The 16211-nt window shown below is 45.9% G+C and carries 14 protein-coding genes and 1 pseudogene; 2 read left to right on the forward strand and 13 right to left on the reverse strand.

The genetic code is table 11. From position 1 onward, the window contains the following. Positions 1-154 precede the first annotated feature (154 nt). Positions 155-871 (forward strand): GUN4 N-terminal ARM-like repeat domain-containing protein, encoded by a 717-nt coding sequence (locus QUA01_RS25050; RefSeq protein ID WP_333093134.1) that lies wholly within the window; start codon positions 155-157, stop codon positions 869-871. A gap of 253 nt (positions 872-1124) precedes the next feature. On the opposite strand, the gene QUA01_RS25055 is transcribed toward QUA01_RS25050, so the two are convergent. From QUA01_RS25055 to QUA01_RS25115, 13 genes and pseudogenes are all read right to left on the reverse strand, one after another. Then, on the reverse strand, positions 1125-1490 hold the full coding sequence (locus QUA01_RS25055) for a DUF1823 family protein (RefSeq protein ID WP_194067107.1): 366 nt from the start codon (positions 1488-1490) through the stop codon (positions 1125-1127). 129 nt (positions 1491-1619) lie between these two features. Next, positions 1620-2651, reverse strand: coding sequence for a type I glyceraldehyde-3-phosphate dehydrogenase (gene gap / locus QUA01_RS25060; protein WP_333093135.1), 1032 nt, complete (start codon positions 2649-2651; stop codon positions 1620-1622). A 345-nt stretch (positions 2652-2996) separates the two neighbouring features. After that, positions 2997-3917 (reverse strand): NAD(+) kinase, encoded by a 921-nt coding sequence (locus QUA01_RS25065; protein WP_333093136.1) that lies wholly within the window; start codon positions 3915-3917, stop codon positions 2997-2999. Positions 3918-4269: 352 nt separating this feature from the next. Then, positions 4270-4425 (reverse strand): hypothetical protein, encoded by a 156-nt coding sequence (locus QUA01_RS25070; RefSeq protein WP_333093137.1) that lies wholly within the window; start codon positions 4423-4425, stop codon positions 4270-4272. After that, positions 4415-5947: a hypothetical protein gene (locus QUA01_RS25075; RefSeq protein WP_333093138.1), complete on the reverse strand. Its 1533-nt coding sequence runs from the start codon at positions 5945-5947 to the stop codon at positions 4415-4417. The genes QUA01_RS25070 and QUA01_RS25075 overlap by 11 nt, the downstream gene beginning before the upstream one ends. 41 nt (positions 5948-5988) lie before the next feature. Then, complete coding sequence (locus tag QUA01_RS25080; protein ID WP_333093139.1) at positions 5989-6672, reverse strand: DUF3226 domain-containing protein; 684 nt, start codon at positions 6670-6672, stop codon at positions 5989-5991. Further along, positions 6672-7778, reverse strand: coding sequence for an AAA family ATPase (locus tag QUA01_RS25085; RefSeq protein WP_333093140.1), 1107 nt, complete (start codon positions 7776-7778; stop codon positions 6672-6674). The genes QUA01_RS25080 and QUA01_RS25085 overlap by 1 nt, the downstream gene beginning before the upstream one ends. Positions 7779-7823: 45 nt before the next feature. Further along, complete coding sequence (cobN, locus tag QUA01_RS25090; RefSeq protein WP_333093141.1) at positions 7824-11759, reverse strand: cobaltochelatase subunit CobN; 3936 nt, start codon at positions 11757-11759, stop codon at positions 7824-7826. A gap of 191 nt (positions 11760-11950) precedes the next feature. Next, positions 11951-12811 (reverse strand): EamA family transporter, encoded by an 861-nt coding sequence (locus QUA01_RS25095; protein ID WP_333093142.1) that lies wholly within the window; start codon positions 12809-12811, stop codon positions 11951-11953. Further along, positions 12808-13545 (reverse strand): ABC transporter ATP-binding protein, encoded by a 738-nt coding sequence (locus QUA01_RS25100; protein ID WP_333093143.1) that lies wholly within the window; start codon positions 13543-13545, stop codon positions 12808-12810. The genes QUA01_RS25095 and QUA01_RS25100 overlap by 4 nt, the downstream gene beginning before the upstream one ends. A 302-nt stretch (positions 13546-13847) precedes the next feature. Next, a complete protein-coding gene (locus QUA01_RS25105; protein WP_333093144.1) occupies positions 13848-14660 on the reverse strand; it encodes an ABC transporter ATP-binding protein in 813 nt (270 codons plus the stop codon). Between the two features lie 150 nt (positions 14661-14810). Further along, a complete protein-coding gene (locus QUA01_RS25110; protein ID WP_333093145.1) occupies positions 14811-15062 on the reverse strand; it encodes a DUF4926 domain-containing protein in 252 nt (83 codons plus the stop codon). A gap of 18 nt (positions 15063-15080) precedes the next feature. After that, positions 15081-15329: pseudogene (locus QUA01_RS25115) on the reverse strand (DUF6883 domain-containing protein); the annotation flags it as partial. Positions 15330-15578: 249 nt separating this feature from the next. On the opposite strand from QUA01_RS25115, the gene QUA01_RS25120 reads away from it, so the two are divergent. After that, complete coding sequence (locus tag QUA01_RS25120) at positions 15579-16154, forward strand: HEAT repeat domain-containing protein (RefSeq protein ID WP_333093146.1); 576 nt, start codon at positions 15579-15581, stop codon at positions 16152-16154. Positions 16155-16211: the final 57 nt, after the last annotated feature.

The raw sequence follows: 16211 nt of genomic DNA on the forward strand, positions 1-16211 counted from the left end.
CTCGACTTGGCCGGGGGCGGAGTTAGGGCGCTAAGGTACGAGCAACCATCGGAGTATAGAGAAGTGAATCGAAGTCAGTACCGTTGTACAATGGAGCAAAACCAGGGCTTCAGCTAATAGCTGATAGCTGATAGCTGATAGCTGATAGTTTCCCATGACTGACTCGATTTCTACTTCTCCTTTAGACTCGGCGGCCCATACAGCCGAACTACGCTCTCAGTTGAGGTCTGGTTCGGAAAAAGCTCAACTGCAACTGCTGCAACAACACATAGCAGATGCCGGTTGGGACGTATTGATGGAATTTTTATTAGAACGCAAGTCGGAGGAACCGACGGCGGTAATGGGTAAGGCTTACCAAATTCTTTACAGTGCTGACTCTCCGAGAGCTACGGAGTTTTTGCAGGCAAATTTTCCGACTGGAGTTGTGCCGCTGCGATCGGACTCTAACATTGATTACACTCCGCTGCAACAATTATTGGCGCTACAGGAATTTCAAGAAGCCGATCGCTTGACATTAGAGAAGCTTTGTGAATTGGCGGGCTCCACAGCTTTGCAAAGAAAGTGGCTGTATTTTACGCAAGTTGAGAGTTTGCCGGTGGCGGATTTGCAAACAATGAATGTGCTGTGGAAAGTTCATTCCGAAGGTAAATTTGGCTTTTCGGTGCAGCGCGAAATTTGGATGAGTTCGGGCAAGAATTGGGATAAATTGTGGCCGCTAATTGGCTGGAAGAAGGGGAATAATTGGACGCGCTACCCGCAGGAGTTTATTTGGGATTTGAGCGCGCCTAGGGGTCATTTGCCGCTGTCAAATCAGTTGCGAGGAGTGCGGCCGTTTGCGGCGTTGATGGGTCATCGGGCTTGGGTGAAGTGAAGGGTTTGGGGCGGGCTGGACGATCGCCGGCCCGCGATAGTTAGCGGGGAGATGGAATTTTTAGATTTAACCGTAGAGGGCGCATAGATCGCAGAGGTAGAGGGGTGAAGAGAATAGGGGCGATCGTGCTAATCGATTTTTCGCTCCAAAGGCATCAAACTCTTGCAGCATCTACATGACAGCCTCAAAATTCAACATTGCAAATTTTACACCTACTGGCTACCGCACTTTTCAACAAAAAATATAGTTCCATCTACACCCCAGCTTCCATAAAACCCATCAACCAATTAGCCATCGTCGCCCTGCGAGTCTGTCTGGGCCCGAATTCCCCAATTTTATAGCCCTTAAACCCCAATTTTTCCTTCAGTAACTGCTTGTTTTCTGGAGGGGTCGATCGCGTCAATTTCACCGTCGCAGGCCTAGAATCGATAAAATCCGGCGGTTCCGGGTAATCTTGGTACCATTCCGGTGCAACATTTTCATTATTCCACACCCCAGTCTCGGCATCGCAGCGGTAGCCCAGATACAGCCAAACTAATCTGTTAACAGCAGCATCGTCCATTTCTTCGTTGAGGATAGCCCAAATAGTTTCGTGATTGAGTGGCGGTAATTCTGACATGATTAAAGTGCGATCGCAAATAACAACAATTTAACCTATAGCGGTCTACCGAAATAGTAGGTTCAGCGCGGGAAAACCTGCATTGATTAGTGCTAGCAGTCGATCGCCCCGCCGAACCACAATACAATACTACTTACTCAAAATACCGTCCTTCTCGGCCATCGACAGCATCAAATCGATCGCGCGCCAAGAATAACCCCACTCGTTGTCATACCAGGAAATGACTTTAAAAAACGTAGAATTCAGTTCAAGTCCCGCACCTGCATCAAAAATGCTCGATCGCGCGTCGCCCCGAAAATCCGTCGAAACCACCGCATCCTCAGTATATCCAAGAATGCCTTTCAGTTCGCCCTCCGAGGCTTTTTTCATAGCCTCGCAAATTTCTTTGTAGCTAGTTTCCTTACTCGTTTTAAAAGTAAGATCGACTACAGAAACGTCAGGAGTTGGGACTCGCAAAGCCATTCCCGTCAATTTTCCCTTCAATTCCGGCAACACCAAAGTAACAGCTTTCGCCGCACCAGTTGAAGATGGAATAATATTTTGAGCCGCGCCTCGTCCTCCCCGCCAATCTTTTTGGCTTGGCCCATCTACAGTAGGCTGAGTAGAAGTCATCGCGTGAACAGTAGTCATTAAACCTTCTTCCAAACCGAAGTTATCGTTAATAACTTTGGCAATTGGTGCTAAACAATTCGTAGTGCAGCTAGCATTAGAAACAACAGTATCTTTTGCCGGATCAAATTTGTGGTGATTGACGCCTACTAGATATGTTGGTACTTTTTCCGGGTCTTTAGTCGGTGCTGAAAGTATTACTCTTTTTGCTCCCGCCGTCAAGTGTTTTGATGCGCCTTCAAAATCTGTAAACAATCCCGTAGATTCTACAACATAATCTGCACCTGTTTTAGCCCAAGGCAATTCGGCTGGATTTCTAATTGACGTACAGGGGATAAATTTTCCGTCAACGATGATACCGTCTGGCTTACCTTCAACTTCGCCGTCATAAATTCCGTGGGTGGAGTCGTATTTGAAAAGATAAGCCAGGTTTTCTGGCGAAACTAAGTCGTTAATGCCGACGAATTCGATGTTGGGGTTTTTGATGCCGGCACGCATGACTAACCGTCCGATGCGACCAAATCCGTTGATGCCGACTTTTAATGCAGCCATTGTTAAACTCCTCTTGAAAATATCGTTAATCGATCGCCTAGTGTGGGTTAGAATTTACCACGCTTGCCTGTTTTGACAACTGATTCTTTTCTATATCTTAAGGATTCTGACTTCGGCCTCCGTTTCGGTGCAATTCATCCTGAAATCACCGCAGGTTAAGGGCTGATTGCTGACGCTCCATATCTATTGTAAATTTTCTATAACGATAGCAGGTGCTGATTTTTTTTTTCACAATTGCTTTTTTGCAATCAAAGGAAAGTGATAACCAAATATTTATCTCAAAGCAAAAACCGATTAGAAACGAAAATTTAATAATTCAAACATTTGCTACATTAATAATATCGATTAATTGCGGTGATTGTTGCTGTACTTAATTCTAGCTCCTGCCCATTGCAGTTTTTCCCTTAAAGTGCCGTAATAAGAATAGTTTTCCCGCAAAATGATAAACTTGGCTTCGCACTCTGCCATCCGCACATCTACGCGCTGTCCCGGCCAAATTGCAGTACCCAAAATGCCGTCTGTCCAGAGTTTTGTACTGAGTTCGTAATCTGCTAGGGGCCAAATGCTGACGACTGAACCGGGCGGCAAAACTACAGCCCGACTCGATAAGCTTAAAGGGCAAATTGGAGTAACTGCGATCGCATCCATTCCGGGATGAATAATCGGCCCGTTGGCGGAGGCGGTGTAGCAAGTCGAACCGGTGGGAGTTGCCACAATTAAGCCGTCGCCTTGGTATTGATCGACTACTTCGCCGTCAACTTCCATTTCTAGAATACAGCTAGGCATTCGATCGGCAGAAGCTGGTTTAATGCACATTTCATTGAGTGCCAAAAATCGATCGCTCTGGGGTTCGAGATTGGTTCTGTTTCCCTCAAAAATCGCCGCCTGCAACATCATCCGCTTCTGCACAGCATACCTGTCTTCCGCCAGTCTGTCCCAAATCTCGTCAGTATTCTGGAAATCATCAAAAGACTCAGTTAAAAAACCCAGATGTCCCCCCACATTCACCGCCAAAATCGGGATGCCGTCAGCAGCTAAATTCCGCGCTGCAGCCAGGGCCGTACCGTCGCCCCCCAGAACCACGGCTAAATCTATGCGGCTGTTGCTAGAAGCTAAAAACACCGGATACGGATTATCTTTCGCGCCGCTAGGGCCCATCAAAACTTGACACCCGCGACTTTCTAACTGGCGGGCGCATTGTTCTGCCCACCGCTGGCTCATGATGTCTCGGGCTTTGTGGGCGATAATTACTTGTTTTAGTTGCACAACCTATCTATTTTAGATTTTAGATTTTGGATTTTGGATTTTGAGATTTTAGAGTGAGCTCACAATCTATGGATTTTGGATTTTTGATTGTTAGATTTTAGGCTGATTGAAATATCTTAAAATATTCGATCGCACCAATTGGTTTTGGACATCAGGTTAGATTTTAAACTATTTTTGAGCATTGCGAGGCAGAGCCTGTGGATCGGCGTTACCAGGATCTGCCTGGTAAGGAGAAAGCCGGGAAGAAATATTATTATTATGACCGCATTTCCACATCTTCCCTCTTGCCTCTTCCTGATGACGTTGGACGTTGGACGGAAAGCTAGGAGGCGACAGCACTAATGACTGATGACTAATGACTGATGACTAATGACATCTTCCCTCTTCCCTCTTCGTTCTTCCCTCTTCCTTCTTCCGACGGACTTACATCCGTTACATCCGTTACATCCCGTACATAATCCGTTGCCGAACTTCCTTCTTCCTTCTTCCCTCTTCCTTCACCCATCATTGATTCGGGATTTGGGGCGCGGCCAGATAATGCTGGTATCGGATGCTAGCAGGCGAGAAACGGCGATCGCCCCAAAACGGTTGAGGTGGCTTGGATCGAAAAAAAAGTCGTTGCGGCCAGGCCACCGCTGGGACAAGTCGCGAAAAGCGAAGCCTTTTTGCTGCGAGAGTTGCTGCATTCGCTGCCGGAACTGCTGTTCTGCCTGCAGTCGCGCGGGATCTAAGTAGTCGTCGGAGAGGGGTAAATTGACGAAAATTAGGGGGATTTTGCGCGTTTTGGTAAATGCTACGACTGAGTTAAAGGCTGTTGCTTGTTTTCCGCCGAGGTTGAAGTTTTCGTAGTCGCGATCGTACCTACCTGAAACGTAGGGGCGTTGTTGATAATAGGTGTTGGGATTGTAGCGCGCCGATAGGGGCATGAATCCGTTGGAGTCGATCGAATTTGCAGATGCGCTGACTTGTCTGATTGCTACTGTTGTCGGCTGCGCTGCATCATAGACAACGGGCAAGATTTCCGTTCCACCAGAGAGGAATTTGATTGTGGGGCTCGCCTCTTTCCCGCCTCCTCCCTGAGCTCTGCGGAAAATACCATCGCCGCCACCGCCGCCACCACCACCACAGGGCTGCGGGAATTTGTAACACCGGGGAATCACGTTGGGTTCACCAGACGGGAGTTTGGGACGAATGCCTGTTGCTAAAAGTTGGCTGCCTTGTGAATCGACGATTGAATTAAAAGTGCGATCGTCCCGGCCGCTGTTAAATGCGCGCACACCGTCGGCCCAGACAATCATTTGAGGCAAATAATCCGGCTTCAACAGCCGCCGCAGTTGAAAGTCAACTACTTGTGCAGTTGCGCCGTTGATTGCAAAATTAAATATTTTTAAGCCCGGACGCCCGGACGCTGCCAAAGCTTGTTTTAACTGTTTGGGATCGACTCCTTGCAAGGCGCGGGAACTGCCGACAATCAAAACATCTGGCGGCCCGACAGTCGCAACGTAGGATAGGTAAAGTTCTAGTTGTTCGTTGAGCAAATCGCTGCTGAAACTAACTGTACTGGCGGCTTGCGATCGGGTTGCGCTCGCTTGCTGTTGCGAATAAACCAGGTTTTTCGTGTACTCGGTGACTTTTTTCTCGGCAAACGCCCGCCGGGGACTGCCGGGGGGAACCGCTTGCATCCAAGCGACGGCTTGCACCCACAGGGCTGCTACCTCGTCCCAGTTTTCTTTTGAATTGGCTGATTGAGCCAAATTAGAAGCTTGGGTGGCAAAGCTAATTGACTCCGCAAATGGGTCGTTTTGGGTGCAGGAAGCAGCGCTGAGGGATTTTTGGTTTTTGTTGGGGTTTTGAGCCAACACAGAGCTTGGCGGCTCCGCTAGGGCTGCCGCTTCGATGGTGTTAGATGCACCGGAGTTTTTGGGCGGGTCGGGCTGCGAACATCCGGCTGTTAGGGCGATCGCGGTTGCGGCGGCGCAGGTAAGTTTTAAGATGTTAGTGGTCAGGCTAGCAATATAGCGGCGAATCATACAGCTTTCACCGTTGGCGAAACATTAGTAGATATTACTAATTATTCGGCGGATGGAGCAATTAGTTCAAACAGATGTTTTAACCATTCAATAAAAATTAAGGCGATCGGGCAATCGCAGTTGAGTACCTGCGCTGTTATTGCTTGTCCCATCGGCATTGCCGGCGTTTTTTGCCATGCCAGCCAAGTGTGGATTAGCACTTTGGGACGATGAATTAAAGTGTAGCGGTTAAGTCCTGCTTGTTCGATGTCTTGTAAAATTGCTTCGGCTTTCGGATGCAGGATGTCACCGGGGGGGATTAGATAGGCGACAAAATCTTCTAACATTCCAGGAAGTTGATTGTCTGGCATCAACCAAACTCCGACGCGAGGCAAGTAGGGATCTGAAGGTGAACAAACCCAGCCTTCGGGAGGGGGAGATTGGGGGATGTCTCGATAGCCGATCGAACTCAGTTTATCTTTAATCGATTGCCACCGCGCACTTAAATTGCGATCGGCATCAACCACAATTCCCAACGTGCGTAAATTCTCTGCTTTCAATCTTTCTGGCAAGCCATTGAGCAGCGCTTCAACTCCTTCTGTACCTTCTTCTTGAGGTACTTCGACTGAAAATGTTTCTGGTAGTTGACATTGCTGGCACAAAGCCCAGATTACGTGTCTGTCGTTCTTACCTTCTACCAATAACTGTTGAGGTTTTGGTTGAGGGGGTTTTCGTGCTTTTGGCATCAGCGCACCTCGATACTTTGGCGCACTGCAACGGACAATTCATCGGGAGTGTATTCAACTGCACGGATATCCTCACCGCGCCGGCTCAAGCGAAATAATTTGCCAACCGAACTATCTTCTGAGTTGTCTAAGGCTTCTTGAAATGCCGCTATGCAATCCCAACTGTGGGTAGTTGCAAACACTTGAACGTTCAGTCGCTTTGCTGTTTCAAATATCAATCGCCACATATCAGTTTGGGTTTGATAGTAAAGACCAGTATCGATTTCATCAACTAGCAAAAATCCATCTTCTGACGATACTGCTGCCATTGCTATACTAAGAATTCGGTGCATACCATTGCCCATACTGCCTAGAGGAACTGGGTTATTTTGCCCTCTAATTTTAATCAAAATACCGCTGTAATTAGTGGGATTGCTGGTAAAACTAATACGTTCTACATCGGGTTCTAATATTTGCAACGCTGCTACTACGTTTTCTTCTTTTGGGGTCAGTGTAATCGCATCCCAATACAGAGCCAATTCTTTAAAAGATATTTCCGTAGTTGTGATTAAATTAAAGTTATCTTTATTAGTACCAACCAGCGATGAATAGTTATTATTATTTTCGATCGATTGAGGAGAGACAAAACTAGAAATAGTGGCATTGGGCAACAGTGAAATTTTGAATTTTGCATTCTCGTTGTAGCAAGCAATTAATTCCCATGCTAAAAATCTTGTTTCTAATTCTTCGGCTGCGGGAACTAATACCTGTTCATTTTTAGGACTTGCTTGAATTTTGATCGATAGTTGTTCTTCTTGCTGAGATCGAATGTGAATACTTCTAGCTGGAGTTAGTTGATGTCCGTAAAAAATATGTTCAAAGTGATATTTGATGCGGTTTACTTGACTAGATGCACCTTGTATCTGTATGTAGCTCGTTTCACCGCGACTATTTAGTATATCAAACACTGCTTGAATATTCTGTTGGTGTACTAATAAATAAATGGCTTCCAAAAAAGTAGTTTTACCGCTATTGTTCTGACCAACTATCAGATTAACCCTAGCTAGCTCGTCGATATGAAAATCTTTAAAACAGCGATAATTTTGGATGGTGAGATCGCGCAACATAGATTCCTCGCATATTAACTATATTCTATCATTTCTCCGTTCAGACTAGAAACCAGTATGGGATTCGATGACTGCTTCGGCTTGCAGGGCGATCGATCGCAATTTATCAAGAGTATCCTGATTAGCACTCTGCCACAATCCCCGCTGGCGAGCTTCTAGCAATCTCTCCGCCATATCTCGCAGGGCCCAAGGATTGTTTTCTTGGATAAATCCCTGCACTTTTTCATCAAAAATGTAAGCCTCTGCAATTCCTTCATACATAAAATCTTCTACACAATTTGCCGTCGCATCGTAAGCAAACAAAAAATCCACCGTTGCAGCTATTTCAAAAGCACCTTTATAACCGTGGCGCATCGCCCCTTCAATCCATTTCGGATTTACCGCCCTGCTGCGATAAACCCGCGCAATTTCTTCTTTTAGTTTTCGCACTTTCGGATTTTCTGGAATCGAATTATCGCCGAAATAAGTTTCAGGATTTTTGCCTTGCAAATTGCGAATTGCCGCCGTCATTCCGCCTTGGAATTGATAATAATCGTCGGAGTCGAGGATGTCGTGTTCGCGGTTGTCTTGGTTTTGCAGAACTATTTGCATTTCGCCGAGGCGTTTTTCAAATGCTTCGGGTGCACAACATCCCCATTCACTTTGTTTAACTCCTGCAACATCTCCCTGCAAATTTGAGGAACTAGAGGAGGTATAGGCGTAACTGCTCCAATTAATGTAAGCTTTTGCTAAATCGCCGTCGCCTGTCCAGTTTTGAGCTTCAATTATGCCTTGAAGTCCCGCGCCGTAAGCCCCCGGTTTTGAACCAAAGACTCGAAATTGCGATCGCACTTCTGCATCTTCTCGACTCAAACCCGCCGCTTCCCAATCCAAAATCTCTTGTTTAACTTGCGCTGCTAAAGGATTATCTTCGGCAGGTTCTTCTAAATTTGCCACAGCTTTTACCGCACTGTCAAACAAATCAATTAAATTAAAAAAAGCATCGCGGAAAAATCCCGAAATTCGCAAAGTAACATCAACCCGCGGCCGTCCCAAAACTGAAATCGGCAATATTTCAAAATCTACAACCCGGCGCGAAGGCCCATCCCAAACTGGTTGAACTCCGATTAGTGCTAAGGCTTCGGCGATGTCATCTCCCCCTGTCCGCATTGTCGATGTTCCCCACACTGACAAACCCAAAGTTTTGGGATATTCGCCATTTTCTTGAGTGTATCTTTCGATTAAAGTTTCCGCAGCAACTCGACCAACTCTCCAAGCAGTTTCTGTGGGAATAGCGCGAATATCTACCGAGTAAAAATTGCGACCGGTGGGCAATACATCGGGTCTGCCGCGAGTGGGCGCGCCGGATGCGCCGCTGGGGATGTGTCGCCCATCTAGTCCGCGCAACAGGTTAGTAATTTCTTGGTTTGTTTGGAGGAGTGAAGGCAAAAGATAGTTTTCTATCCAGTCTAATTCTAGTTGGGTTGCTTCTCCAATTTCTGGATTTGCAACGGCAGATAAGCACGGAGAAACGCGGATATTTTCGATTAAATTGTCTACTAATTCAGCGGCTTTTTCTTCTAATTCGGCTGTTAAGTCGCCGGCGGTGGTTAAGGGATCGAAATCGTAATTTAAGTCTTTGGCGAGGGAGCGGGTTAAGCCGGAACGATTTGTGCTAGGATGGCGGGCGATCGCAATAATTAAATCTCTCAACTGTCGCCCTTGGGGACATTGACCAAAAATGTGCAATCCGTCGCGAATTTGCGATTCTTTGAGCTCGCAAAGATAGCCGTCGGTACGGGTAATAAATTCGGTAAATTCGGATTTATTTAGCTGGATTCCTAAGTCTTTATCTAAGTTTTCCTGGTTGGTGAGGGCTACAATGCGATCGCGAATCATCGGTAATCGAGACGGATCTAAGCTTTGGGCTTCGCAATATTCGTCGATTAAGGCTTCTAATTGCTGCAAGGGCCCGTAAAGTTCGGCGCGAGTCATCGGCGGGGTCAGGTGGTCGATGATCACGGCTTGCGATCGTCTTTTTGCCTGGGAACCTTCCCCCGGATCGTTGACAATGAAGGGATAAAAATTCGGCATCGCGCCTAATGCTACTTCGGGATAACATTTGTTAGACAAGGCAATACTTTTACCGGGAAGCCATTCTAAATTGCCGTGTTTTCCCGCATGAATTATCGCATCAATTCCTAATTTTTCTCGCAACCAGTAATAGTAAGCTAGATAATTGTGAGTTGGTTCTAAATCCGGTGCGTGATAGTTCAAACTCGGGTCAATTTCATATCCGCGCGATGGTTGAATTCCCACAAACACATTGCCAAAATGAATCCCCGGAATCGGAAAGTAGGGACACGGCATTGCCGTGTCCCTACCTTGTGTATGACCTTCTGCCAACCCCCATCTATTGCAAATTCCATCCTGTACTTCCTGCGGCAAACTAGCAAAATATTCTTGATATTCTGCCAAATCTAATGATTGATGAACTGGCCGCAATTCGCGTCCTTCCGGGTCATTTGTCACGCCAGAAGTCAGGAGTTCAATTAACTCGTTACCGCTAGCGGGGATGTTTTCAACTAGATAACCGGCTTGCTGCATCGCTTTGAGGATTTCGACACAGCTAGCGGGCGTATCTAAGCCGACGCCGTTGGCCAAGCGGGCGTTGCGGGTGGGATAATTGGCGAGAATAATGGCGATGCGTCTGTTGGCGGCTGGGGTTTGTTTCATTTTCACCCAATTCGCGGTTAAATCTGCTACAAATGAAATGCGATCGTCCGCTGCGACATAGCCTACCACATCTGTTTCTAATTCATCGTTCCAAGTCTGTACAGCTTTAAAAGAAACAGCCCTAGTAATGATTTTTCCGTCTACTTCGGGCAATGCTACATTCATCGCCACATCGCGGGGCGAAAGTCCTTGTAATTGTGTTTCCCACTGTTCCAAACCGCCACCGCTGAAGATTGCTTGCAATACAGGAAGGTCTAAGGATTTTAAACTGTTTTGTTCCGGTTCATGGCTGCTGAAACCGGAGACTGCAAAACTTGTGGTGTTTACCAATAATTGAATTTTTTCTGAGTCTTTTGGCTGGAAATATTGCAGCAATTCTATTTGCAAATCTGGTTCCCGCAGCGAAGATACAAACACGGGAACTGGCACTAAGTTTCGCTCTGTTAAAGCTTGACAAAGTGCGTCAATTGGTGCTAGATTTCCTGACAAGTAATGAGCGCGATAAAATAAAATCCCGACTTTAGTTTGTGAGGGTAAATCTGGAGATCCCCCCCAGCCCCCCTTAATAAGGGGGGAGCAAGAATTTGTCAAAGTCCCCCTTAATAAGGGGGATTTAGGGGGTTCTGCATCGGGTGTCAAAGTCCCCCTTAATAAGGGGGATTTAGGGGGTTCTGCATCTGGTTGTAAAATCTCTAAACAGGCTTCACCGCCTCCCCGCCAATCGTAAATTCCGACGCGGGAAACTGTTTGAGGAAGAGGCGGATTGTAAGCAGTTTTCAGACAAGTATCAGCAGTAAATTTGAGGGCGTTAACAAAATTTTGGACTCCGCCTTCGGTGAAGTAGCGCCACAGTCTATCGACTGCTGACAGCGATACATTGGAATGGCTGATTAAATCGGGATCTGGACTGTTTTCACCGGGCATCACAATCAATGCTGCATTAGTTTTCTGCGCCGTTTCCCGCAGAATTTCTAATCCGTAAGACCAATAGGAACGCCCGCCTAATAGCCTTAAAATTATCACCTCGGCCTGTTCTAAAATTTCCTCTGCATAGGTATCTATGGTTAATTGTTGCTGTAACTGAAGCAAGTTTACGGCGCGCACTTTGGGGAATTCTGGCGGCATTTTGGAGGAGGCGGCCGCGAGTGTTTGAATGTCGGTGTCAGCAGCACTAATAAATACGATTGGTGCTGGGGTTTGTTGAATAAAAATTACTCCTTCTCCTTGAGGGTTCCAACCTCCCGGTGTGGCCGCTATTTTGTGCATTAATTTTTTTTATGTTAATAAATAGTGAGAGAAAGTGCGATCGTCTTTGACTATAACATGACTTATACATAAATAGAGGCTAGGGCGTGTTTCGCAACCCGGACATCCCCGCCCAACCGAGAGAGGGCGGGTACGGGGCACCGCCCTACATTCGGGGGGAGAATTACCGTCAAAGTCCCGGAAATCTCAACCTATAAACTGATAAATAAAACTCCCAAAATCATGATTCCGGCCCCTAATAATCTTTCTTGAATATCTTTTTCCTTGAAAATGAAATGACCGAACAATACACCCATTAACACGCTAGTACGCTTAAGCGCGATCACTCGCACTACGAAAGTTAATGTTAAAGCTTGCATTTGAAAAATTACTCCAGTAGCATTGATAAACCCCATAGCAGCTAGCATTGGTAATTGTTGGAGAATTTGTCGCCCTGGATTTGGGGTTTTGTGCAATAAAACTGGCAGTAGCAAAACACTCATTGTACCGAACAAAGAGAATACCCAAAAAATAGGGTAGGAATTTGTAACTCCTATTTTGTCACAATTTGAGGCAATGCTCCATAGAAATGCGACGATTAACATCAATTTGGGCCCGGGTTCATTCAGCAGTGCTTTGAATGGAGCTAAATATCCTTTAGATTTCTCTTTAATATTTAATAAATAAGAGCCTGCTACGATTAATAAAATGCCAATGTAATCAAAAAGTTTGGGATATTCACCGACCATTAACGGTGAAGTTAACAACATGAATAATGGTGTTAAAGCTACCATCGGTAGTGTCAGGGATAAATCTGATAGTTTGATGGCTTTCATGTAGAGGAGGGCTGTGACAGCGTTGATGCTACCTCCGATTAATAGGGCAAGCCAATATTGAGAGTTTAATGGCGGAATTCCTGTAGAAAGTACCCAGGGAAGCAAAAAGATGACTGAAAAAAATGAGAGAGACCAAGCGACGACATATTCGTCACTTTTTTGGAGGTTTTGTTTGCCAAAAACGTCTTTGACGGCTTCAAAGAAAGCGGTCAAGATTCCTAAAATTAACCAAGTCATCCTAAGTATGCGCTCCTGATTCGCTCGTCGTTTAGCAAGTCCAATCCTATACCTGTGAGGGTAATTTTACCAGCTTCTAGTACGTAAGCCCGATCGGCAATTTGCAGTGCTAAATTCGCGTTTTGTTCTACCAATAGAATTGTAACGCCCGTGGAGCGCAGGTTTTGAATAATTGTGAAAATTTCTTTGACGATCGCCGGTGCTAAGCCTAAACTGGGTTCGTCTAATAATAGCAGTTTGGGGCGCGACATCAGAGCGCGGGCGATCGCCAGCATTTGCTGTTCCCCACCGCTAAGGGTTCCAGCTAGTTGAGTGCGCCTTTCTGCTAAGCGCGGAAATATCTCGAATTGGCGGGCTAAATCGGCTTTGACGGCCGCAAAGTCCGATCGCACGTAAGCCCCCAATTCCAAGTTAGCCAACACCGTTTGCTGCGCCAAAACCCGCCTTCCTTCTGGACTGTGGGCGATGCCTAATTTTACCACTTCGTGAGCTTGACGGCGAGTAATATCACGCCCGCTGTAGATTATTTGTCCTTCACGCAAATTAACTATTTTAGAAATTGCTCTCAGGGCGGTGCTTTTCCCCGCACCGTTAGCACCGATGAGGCTGACAACTTCGCCTGCATTTACGGTTAAATCAATATTTTTTAGGGCTTGAATTCCTCCGTAATTTACACAGAGATTTTTGACTTCTAAGAGGATGTTATCTTTTGTTTCAGTTGGGCGATCGTGCATTGTTCTTTTGCTTGATATTTTGTATTATAAGCGATCGGTTTTCTCTTTTTTCCCGCAGTCTGCCAGGAGTTTTAAACCTCTGTCTCATAATAAAAGTCATCTTTAAAGGACTGGGAGATACATTAGACATCTCCCAAAAAGATAGTTTTGAACAGGCAAGATACCTGTTCACAAAAATTATGCGAGAGGTCTATTTAATAGTAATGATTACTCTTAGTCCGCGCAGGCGGACATTGTTTATATAGACGCGATTTCCAATCGCTGGGTTATTTTGCAACCTTCCAATCGCCGGGTTGTCTGAGTTATTTTTCATCTCCTAAATAAGCTTCAATCACAGCAGGATTATTCCTGACGACAGCAGGCTCGCCCAAAGCAATAAGCTGACCGAAATGCAGCACCGCAATTCGATCGCACAATCCCATCACCAGCGGTACGTGATGCTCGATCAATATTACAGTTAAATTGAATTGTTCCCGCACTTCCCGGATAAATTCACTTAACTTGTGCTTTTCGCTGGGATTCATCCCCGCCGCTGGTTCATCTAACAGCAATATTGTCGGTTCTAGGGCTAAGGCGCGGGCAATTTCTAAGCGCCTCTGGTCGCCGTAGGGCAGGTTTTTGGCTGGTTCGGCCGCGCGATCGCCCAATCCGACCAAATCCAACAATTCCCGCGCTTTCCGCTGGGTTTGGCGCTCCATTGCGTTAGACTCTGGTAAGGCTAAAATCCCCGATAGTAGCGATAATACCGGATTTTGCGATCGGCTGTGGATGTGTCGGGCGATCGCCACATTATCCAACACCGAAAGTTCCCCAAACAACCGAATATTTTGAAATGTTCTGGCAATACCTTTATTCGCAATTTGATAAGGCCGCAATTTAGAAATATTTTCGTCTTGATAAATCAGATTGCCACTAGAGGCAGGTATCAGTCCAGTCATTACATTAAACAGAGTAGTCTTGCCAGCGCCGTTAGGGCCGATCAATCCAAAAATCTCGTGTTTTTGAACTGTGAAAGATACGTCATTTACAGCCACTAAACCGCCAAAGCGGCGAGTTAATCCTTGGGCTTCTAAGACGGGATTAGTTTGTGATAAGGTAAGTGGTTCGCCAATCATCAAATATGATAGAATAGTGATTATCTAATTAGGCCTTAGACTTCGGCAAACATAAATAAATGCCATCATGTCATTGCGAGGAACCAAGCAATTCGCTTGCGCTTTGGTATTGCTTCGTTCCTTCCGCTGCAAAACGGTTGCCCGGCCGCATTACACTGTCACCATTTTATACTGGATATCGGGGGCTGCTGGATCAAAACGCAGTACCATGATTTGTTCTGGACGTAACCCGACAGATTCGTAAGTTCGTCCATTGCGATCGTTGAATTCAACTTCAAATGCAGCACCATCTGCTAGCATCTCAACTATCGTCCCAACCTCCTGCCCGCGCCACAAATTGTACTGGGGAAGGTCAACGGTCAGGGCTACAACATCTAGCAACTTGCTTGTACTGTTTATCATGTTTATTACCTCCACTAATTATAAAGGATAACAGGTCGTTAATTTGGGGATTTCCGACCCGCGCTCAACGATCCAGCCACTCCGAAGAGTTGCATTTGTATTTTGCCATTCAATTCTAAAGTCTAGAGTGTAGCGTTGCCCAAATTCATCTTGCCTCCCTAACTGAGCTTCGTGAGTCTTAACGACTTCAAGCAAGATTTGGCGCAATTCCTCAGCATCATCAGCCGTCATCCCCATAATTGACGAAAAAAGCCTTGCTTTGTGCTTGCCATCGTCGTGTTATAAATTGAGGCAGTAATCACGAAGTTTACGAATATTAACAACTGCATTCTTTGCATTTGGAATGAGCATAGGAAAGCTGATACAGATAAGTAACTTTCAGTTTATCTCAAAATCTGCTTCACCACTGACAAGCACAAATTTAGATCGCCCGGACTCTGGAAACCAATTGGATGAGAATGTAGATACAATAATTCAAATGACTGAAACGGCCCATCAAATATAAGGATTCTGGCCATGACGAAGCACTACCGACAAAGATTAGTTGCCGTAATTGCCCTTTCGTTTCTATCTTTCACATCACCGTTGCTGTTGACTCGCTATGTTGCGGCCCAAAACCTCAGCGCATCCAAGACTAATCCCAAAGAGATTGATTCCTTAATTCAGGAGTTAAAGAGTAACAATCAAAGGGAACTTGATGCAGCTATTAAGAAGTTAGGAAAAATAGGTGAACCAGCTATTCCCGATTTGATGGAAGCTTTGCAGGATAAGAACTTGCTAGTCAGGCGGAGTGCTGCCCAAGTTCTGAAACAAATTGGTGTTCCTGCTATTCCTGCCCTTGCTAAAGCCTTGAAAGACTCAGATGCAAATGTGCGTAGCACTGCTGCTTCTGCTTTGGGGAGTATCGGCACAGAAGCTAAAACTGCACTCCCACAGCTAGTTCCCCTGCTCAAAGACTCCGATGCAGGTGTGCGCGTCAATGCTGCCTCTGCCTTGGGGAGTATCGGCACAGAAGCTAAAACTGCACTCCCACAGCTAGTTCCCCTGCTCAAAGACTCCGATGTAGAATTTCGGGTAGTGCTAAATATGTAAGGATAGAGGAGTAGAATGTAGTGCTGATGCTTTCCTATCATGCCAGCCAGCCCCATT

Source organism: Microcoleus sp. S36a_B3 (assembly GCF_036700745.1).
In the GTDB taxonomy this organism is placed as follows: Bacteria; Cyanobacteriota; Cyanobacteriia; order Cyanobacteriales; family Microcoleaceae; genus Microcoleus.

Bases quoted from the DNA above. Each gene is read 5' to 3' on its own strand.
- QUA01_RS25105 (WP_333093144.1), bottom strand. From the start codon at position 14,660: ATGATTGGCGAACCACTTACCTTATCACAAACTAATCCCGTCTTAGAA.
- QUA01_RS25120 (WP_333093146.1), top strand. From the start codon at position 15,579: ATGACGAAGCACTACCGACAAAGATTAGTTGCCGTAATTGCCCTTTCG.
- QUA01_RS25075 (WP_333093138.1), bottom strand. From the start codon at position 5,947: ATGATTCGCCGCTATATTGCTAGCCTGACCACTAACATCTTAAAACTT.
- QUA01_RS25070 (WP_333093137.1), bottom strand. From the start codon at position 4,425: ATGATGGGTGAAGGAAGAGGGAAGAAGGAAGAAGGAAGTTCGGCAACG.
- QUA01_RS25100 (WP_333093143.1), bottom strand. From the start codon at position 13,545: ATGCACGATCGCCCAACTGAAACAAAAGATAACATCCTCTTAGAAGTC.
- QUA01_RS25095 (WP_333093142.1), bottom strand. From the start codon at position 12,811: ATGACTTGGTTAATTTTAGGAATCTTGACCGCTTTCTTTGAAGCCGTC.
- QUA01_RS25110 (WP_333093145.1), bottom strand. From the start codon at position 15,062: ATGATAAACAGTACAAGCAAGTTGCTAGATGTTGTAGCCCTGACCGTT.
- QUA01_RS25080 (WP_333093139.1), bottom strand. From the start codon at position 6,672: ATGCCAAAAGCACGAAAACCCCCTCAACCAAAACCTCAACAGTTATTG.
- cobN (WP_333093141.1), bottom strand. From the start codon at position 11,759: ATGCACAAAATAGCGGCCACACCGGGAGGTTGGAACCCTCAAGGAGAA.
- QUA01_RS25050 (WP_333093134.1), top strand. From the start codon at position 155: ATGACTGACTCGATTTCTACTTCTCCTTTAGACTCGGCGGCCCATACA.
- gap (WP_333093135.1), bottom strand. From the start codon at position 2,651: ATGGCTGCATTAAAAGTCGGCATCAACGGATTTGGTCGCATCGGACGG.
- QUA01_RS25055 (WP_194067107.1), bottom strand. From the start codon at position 1,490: ATGTCAGAATTACCGCCACTCAATCACGAAACTATTTGGGCTATCCTC.
- QUA01_RS25085 (WP_333093140.1), bottom strand. From the start codon at position 7,778: ATGTTGCGCGATCTCACCATCCAAAATTATCGCTGTTTTAAAGATTTT.